This window comes from Rhizobium sp. 10N414 (genome assembly GCF_056394785.1).
This window is the reverse complement of record NZ_JBFTIN010000011.1, coordinates 146,227-152,997: the sequence shown is the minus strand read 5'-3', so window position 1 is coordinate 152,997 and position 6,771 is coordinate 146,227. Positions and strand designations below refer to the sequence as shown.

Sequence of the window (6,771 nt, the reverse complement as noted above, 5' to 3'; positions counted from 1 at the left end):
GTCATCAACAACGCAACATGAAACAGCGGTCCGCACATCCACGGTTTAGTACTCGTCCCGGTCGAACGATGCTCGGCCGGGCGTTGTTGAGCATGTCAAAAAGAGTTTGACCAACGCAATGCGATTAGACAACACCATCTAGATCAGCGCCCTGGCAGTCGTCAGCACGGCGATGGAAGCCCGCAGAAGATCGCCCGTGTGACCCTCAGGGTCGCGATCGTAAGTTTCACCGGTCAGGGCCAGGCGGAGCCCGTAGGCCGCGACCAGGATATAGGGGACCAGGATCATCGAGCTCGTCAACTCAAGCGCCAGATGGAAAGCGTATTCTGCAAACAGCGTCAACACGAGAAAGATCTAGACGACGGCGTTGGTAAGCTACAGGGCCATCGAAGGAACGCCGCTCTTGTTTTCGTGGGAAAGAAAGCGCGGCATGGTGTCGTAGTTCGAGGCGGAATAGAGGATTTCCGCCGCGAGGAGCACCCACGAGAGATATGCCCCAGCGACCGAAATCAAGCAGGCCAATGCTGACGAAGACGGCGCCCCACGGGCCAACCACGGCCTGCAGCACGCCCGCCATCGAAGGATTGCAAAGGGCGGCGAGATCAGGGCGCAACAGCACGCCGTAGGACAGGATCGTGACCAGCACGAGCAGGCAGAGGACGCCGAGGAAGCCGAACACCGTGGCGACGCCGACATCCGACCGATTGCGGGCGTAGCGCGAGTAGACGCGCCGACGCTGTATGCGGAATTCGGATAACGGAGATCGTTGAAGTCCGGTACAGCCTAGCCCCTCTCGGACGGTCATCGCATCGGGCTGGGCCCTTGGTCGGCATGGCCGGGCTTCACCGTCGATTGCCGTCGGCAACTCGCGCTCGCCAAACGAGGCGAAAACGGTCGAGGCGTTGGCAAAGACTGGAGAGTTGGCCCGGAAGCCCCGGGCCTGCTAAAATCTAGTGCCAGGTCTGGTTTCCGTACCACTCATCGATGTCGCGGCGAACTCGGTCGCGTTCGATGCCGTAGCGCTCCTGGATCTTGCCCTCCAGTTGTTCGCGCTTACCGGCGATCTGATCAAGGTCGTCATTCGTAAGCTTGCCCCACTGCTCCTTGACCTTGCCTTTCATCTGCTTCCAGTTTCCTTCGACGCGATTCCAATCCATTGTATTTCCTCCTGTTGTGGATGAGGAAGTAACGGGCTTCACCGCCAAGTGTTCCCGAAGCGTCGATGAGGCAACCGGTAAGGATCAGTGCAGGCATGGGCGGGCCGTTGGTCTGCGCGTTGAGCGATCTACGGCTTCGGCCAACTTGTTGCACCGAAGATAACCTGGCCGCTCCACCACGCCGCACTCAACGGCCATGTCGGCAAAATGAGGTTTCGGGATGCCGTCAAGTTGAACTGGTGCCACAAGGCATCCTTGTCATATCGGGTCACAGACGCGAGTTCCCGCTCAGCGAGCTTATCTTGGAATGATCCCTGCCCTTGCTATCCGGGCGTCGCACTGCCTTTCGGCCGGGAGTGCCGGTTTTCGACAAGGCGCGAAAGCAAATTCCGCTTTCTCTTGCGCTGGAGAAGATCAATATCACTGACAAGTTTTGCGCCGCCCTCCCGCCGTTCCAATGTAATTTTGCGGCTGTGGAAGGCTTCCAGCTCAGCTCGATGCGCTACGCTTATGATCGTGATCTGCGGCAATTCATGGATGATCATCTCCATCATCTTGTCCTGGCTTTTCTCATCGAGTGCCGACGTTGCCTCATCCAGCACGATCGTATCCGGACTGTGTAGCAGGAGGCGCGCAAACGCGAGCCTCTGTTTTTCACCACCCGACAGCGTCTGGTCCCATGGCGCCTCTTCCTCGATCCTGTCGTTCAGATAGTCGAGTCCCACCTTGTCGAGAGCCGCTTTGATTTTATCGAGCGGCCAGCTATCGGCGGCGCCGGGATAGACAACCGCCCGGCGAAGCGTCCCGGACGGGATGTAAGGCCGCTGCGGCAACATGAACAGTCGTCTGTCGCCATGAAAATTGACGCTGCCGTCACCCCACGGCCAAAGGCCTGCGATGGCCCGCACCAGCGTGCTCTTGCCCGAACCGGACTCTCCGGCCACGAGGACCCGCTCGCCTGTTTCGACCGTGACCTGGGTCTCCTTGACGACGGCGGTACCGTCGTCAAGCGACACCGAGAGGTCATTGAGGCTGAGCATCGCATCGCCTTCAGTTTCACCGTGCTGGATGCGTCCCAAGGCATCGCTCTGTTCGGCGCGCTCCAACCCGTCGAGCGACATCATCAGCGAAGCGACGCGCCGTGCACAGGCGTGCCAATCGGCAAGACGCGGATAATTGTCGACCAGCCATCCAAACGCGCTCTGGACGATGGCGAAGGCAGAGGCAGCCTGCATCACCTGTCCAAGCGTCATGCTGCCTTCGAGATACTTTGGAGCGCAAAGGAGAAGGGGAACGACTGGCGCAAGCAGGCTCGACCCCTGGGACACGAGCGTTGTGCGCATGTGTTGGCGTGCAAGGAGCGCCCACTGGCGGAGGACATTGGTAAACGTCTTGTCGAGATCGTTACGCTCCTCCTCCTCCCCGCCCAGCAAGGCAATACTTTCGCCATTTTCCCGCACGTGCGTCAGCGTGTAGCGAAATTCGGCTTCCGCCTGATTCTTGACCTCGGAAACGTGGACGAAATGGCGACCGATGACGGCCATCGAGCTGGACGTGATAGCCGCATAGAGAACCGCGGTAATGACAAGGAAACCAGGAACAGTGACGGTCGACCCTGCAATTGTCAGGGTCAAGGCCCCGCCGATCGTCCAGAGCACCACGATGAAAGTCGAGGCCGACAGAAATGCGGAAACGACACCAGCGATGAAGTCGACGGGTGACTCGGTCGCAATTCGCAAATCCTCGGAAATGCGGGCTTCCGGGTTCTTGTGGTCACCGCCGATGAGATTCAACTGATAGTAACGGCCGTTGGCGAGCCAGCGCCCGATGAGCGCGGTCGTTAGCCAGGAACGCCAGCGGCGCTGGATCAGCATACGGAGGGATACTTGTGTTACGACAAGAGCGACGCTTCCGAGCGCGAGGGGCAGGAACACGGCGCTGAGGAAATATACGGTATGGGCATTGCGTTGCTCAATTGCGTCAAAGATTGCGCGATTCCAGATATTGATTCCATACTGGAAGCCGACATTCGTGACGATTAAGGCGAGCAGCCCAATTGAGCACGGCCACGCGAGCCATTCCCCGCCGCGGCCCCAGTAACCGCGCGCGCTGATCCAGAAGCGCGTCAGCAAATATCTCTTGCGCGCCCGCTCGGCCTCCTCGGGCGTCAGCTCTGGGTCGGGTTCAACGACTTCTGGGGGCAGCGCGCCCTCGTCAGTCGATGCCTTCTCTTGGCGCGATCTCTCGGCACTGTGCTGCTCGGAGCCGTCGACCGATTTCTGATCTAATTCAGCGTCTGACATACGCGCGACAACGGCTTAAAAATCAAAAGGTTTCATGATGCCAATCTCGAGCAGGGAAGAAGCTGAAGGTGCTGCCCGCCGCGAGCGCTTGCGTGTCGGGATGAAGGCCGGCGACGGTGGTGGATCTCGGTGAGGGAACCAATAGAGACGTCGCTCGCTTGACCTGGAGGAACAGCGATTTTCTTCCTGCCTCTCGTTTCGCAACTTTCAATTTCCAAGTGCCCCGCGTGTGCTGGCGGGCTTTTGGGGGACAGGACAATGGGAACAAAGTCCGCGACCGAGAGTTCCCTATATGCACGCGCGCCTGCCCTGCGACCGCGACAGCAGGGCTCTTTTTCTCGCGTTGACCGCGTCGTGGCAAGCGCAGTGATCGTCTCCGCGCATTCGGTGAGCCCGAGCTCGCATAGGGCGAAATCAGCCACGATTTCGTGTTATGCACGCAAGACAGCTTACACAGCTGGCGCTACTTCCTGCTCAACGATCTCGAAGGCCTCGTTCTTGGCAAGATGGCTGATGAAGCCCTGGATGATGTGCAGCGCCGAGCCGGCATGTGCGGGCTTTGGCCGGCCAGAGGGCTGGATCAGATAGAGCGTGCGCACGAGCGGCGGATTGACTATGCGCCGGGCGATCAGCGTGCCCGCCTCCACTTCGCGCGCCACGGTGCCATAGGGCAGCACGGCGCAGGCGTTGCCTTCGAGGATCAGACCCTTGATCGCATCCATGGATTCGATCTGGTAGGCAACCTTCAGCGGAAGGTGGAAGAATTCCATCGCATGTCTCAAGAGATTGATGATTTGGCCCTTCTCGGTCGGAATGACAAAGGTCGCTTTGGCAAGCTCGATCAAGTTGATCGGTCCATCCTGACCGAACTCGGATTTTCGGCCAGTGATGAAGAAGACGGATTCCCGGAGGACGGCCGTTTGCTTGATACCCTTGCGCGGCTCGACATTGAAAGCGAGTGCGAAATCGAGATCGCCGCGGGCGACGCGCTCGCCGAGCAGGTGGCTCATCTCCTCGACGATCTGGACCTTGGCGGACCAGTTCTGACGGCCGAACTCCTGTGCCAGCGGACCGGCGAGCAGCGCCGAGAGGCTGGAGGTGAGACCGATCGAGATGTGCTCTTCCTGTGCTGGGTCAAACTGCTTGATCGTACGGCGGATGGTGGCCAGTCGATCGAGGATTTCCTTGGCCTCTTCGAGGAAATACTGGCCGGCCGGCGTCGTCGTCGTGCCGCGCGGGCCGCGCTCCAGCAACTGCACGCCGAGCTCCTGCTCCAGTGCGTTGATCTGTGCGCCGAGCGCCGGCTGTACGATGTTCAGCGCGGCGGCGGCCTGCGTGATGCTGCCGATTTCGCAGACGCTGACAAAGGATTCGATTTGGCGAATTCGCAAGGGGCCATCTCCTCCACGGCCATGGGCTGACAACCGCAAGACGCTTCCGGTCTCGGGCTCTGGTCTTCCACGTTCCGTGAAGGTCGCCATCCCCTGGTATCCGGGCGCGATTCCGGCGGCAAGCTTTCAGTCTGGCAGGAAAGCCGCGGCTTGCAAATCACTAAATCGCCAGCCGCAGATCGCGTGGCTTCAGTGTCCGGCCCTCGTCGCCCAGTAATCCCAGGCGCGGGCGAGCACCGGCGGTTCGAGGTTCTTCGCGCCAGAAAGCGCGATTTCACCCGCCGTCAGCGGCGTCACGCCGCCGAAGGGCAGCGATCGCAGCAGCACATCACCGTTGCGGCAGAGCTGGATCGTGCGCATGGCGAGCTCGCGCAACGTACCGCCGACGACGACTGCGCCGTGACCGCGCAGGAAGACGGCATTGCTGTTTGCGAGCGCCCAGGCAAGCGATGCTGCCTGATCGGCGGTGGAAACCAGCATGTCGGTATCGCCGAATTCCGCCTGGCTGTCCCAGAGAGCGACGTCGGTACCGATCGTCGCGCCGAGATGTGTCACTGGTTTCCAGACGATATCGGCGACACAGAAGGGCATGATCGCCGGCGAGTGGAAATGCGCGACGGCCTTGACGTCCGGCCGCGCTTTGTAGATGCCGCCATGGATGACGCGTTCGATATAGCCACGTCGCTCGTCGTCGCCGAGAAGCTTCGAGTCGAGATCGTAGCGCTGCAGATCCTCGACCACGACCAGCTCGGGGCTGCGCGAGCGGGAGATGAAGTATTCGCCGTCGGCCTGCGGCGAGCGAAGGCTGACATGGCCGAAGGCATCGAGCACGTCCTCGCGGGCGAGGATGTGATTGGCGGTGACGAGTTCGGCGAGATCGCTGGCAAGTTCGCTCATGGCAGCCTCAGACGACAAACTTGGTCATGATGCCCGCCGGGAAGATCTCGTCCGGCGTCATCAGGCGGCTCGCGATGCCCTGCTGGTGGGTATAGAGCAGCATCTGCTCGAAAGTCTTGCGGTTCTTCTCGATACCGAACGGGAACGGATCGCTGCCGAAGATGTCGCGCATGCGCCGCGCATAGGTCGGCAGCCAGGCAAGCGGATAGCGCGAGACCGCCGGATCGAAGAGCCGTTCCAGGCTGCGGCGCTTGGATTCCTCGAAGGCGTTGTAGAGATTGCGGGCGATCCAGGGGCTCTCGTCGAGAAGATGCTTCTTTATGGCGATGATGTGCATGATCGGCCAGACGCCGCTCTCCTGGTAATAATCCTCCTCGATCTCCAGGAAATTCGGGAAGAGGCGTTCGACGCGCGGGTCCTCTTCGAGGAAGCAGGTCGGCGGGCGGGCGATGATGGCACAGTCGATCTCGCCGGAGGCCAGCATCTCCGACAGCGACTTGTCGGCGACGCGCGTCAGCGTTACGCCTTCCGGCAAGGCAAGATCGACCTTCTCCTCGCGGCCCGGCGCATTGGCGCCGGCCTGATACCAGTGGACGTCCTGCAGCTTGACGCCGCCTTCGTTATGCATCCAGCCGCGCATGTAGACGGCCGCCGAATGAGCCCATTCCGGCGAGCCGACGCGCTTGCCCTTAAGGTCGGCCACGCTTTTGATGTTGCTCGCCTTGTTGACGTAGAACGAGCTGAAGCGGAAGAGCCGCGAACAGATGACCGGCAGGCCGATGATGTCGCTGTCGGGGCGGCTCACCTGCGCCATGAACTTGGCGAAGGAAAGCTCGCTGACGTCCCACTCGCGATTGAAGGTGAAGCGGGCGAAGATCTCGTGATGGCTTAGCATTGACCAGGTGAGGTCGATGCCTTCGGGCACCACTGTCCCGAGCCGCAGATCGCGGAAATGGTCATAGTCGGTCGTGGCGATAGAAAGCTGCTTGCGGCTCATGGCATTGTCCTGGGATATGGCACTGG

General features: G+C 60.7%; 5 protein-coding genes and 1 pseudogene. All 6 read right to left on the bottom strand.

What is annotated here, in order from left to right:
- Positions 1 to 153: 153 nt before the first annotated feature.
- A pseudogene (locus tag AC1DE4_RS13240) lies at positions 154 to 742 on the bottom strand (amino acid permease); the annotation flags it as partial.
- 208 nt (positions 743 to 950) lie between these two features.
- Complete coding sequence (locus tag AC1DE4_RS13235; protein WP_018856970.1) at positions 951 to 1,157, bottom strand: CsbD family protein; 207 nt, start codon at positions 1,155 to 1,157, stop codon at positions 951 to 953.
- Between the two features lie 323 nt (positions 1,158 to 1,480).
- Entirely contained in the window at positions 1,481 to 3,460 is a 1,980-nt protein-coding gene (locus AC1DE4_RS13230) for an ABC transporter ATP-binding protein/permease (protein WP_477881557.1), read from the bottom strand.
- 449 nt (positions 3,461 to 3,909) lie between these two features.
- Positions 3,910 to 4,851: a LysR family transcriptional regulator gene (locus tag AC1DE4_RS13225; RefSeq protein ID WP_025660003.1), complete on the bottom strand. Its 942-nt coding sequence runs from the start codon at positions 4,849 to 4,851 to the stop codon at positions 3,910 to 3,912.
- 189 nt (positions 4,852 to 5,040) lie between these two features.
- Complete coding sequence (locus tag AC1DE4_RS13220; RefSeq protein WP_025660002.1) at positions 5,041 to 5,748, bottom strand: class II aldolase/adducin family protein; 708 nt, start codon at positions 5,746 to 5,748, stop codon at positions 5,041 to 5,043.
- Between the two features lie 7 nt (positions 5,749 to 5,755).
- Positions 5,756 to 6,745, bottom strand: a complete 990-nt coding sequence (locus AC1DE4_RS13215; RefSeq protein ID WP_477881554.1) for an ABC transporter substrate-binding protein — start codon at positions 6,743 to 6,745, stop codon at positions 5,756 to 5,758.
- Positions 6,746 to 6,771 lie beyond the last annotated feature (26 nt).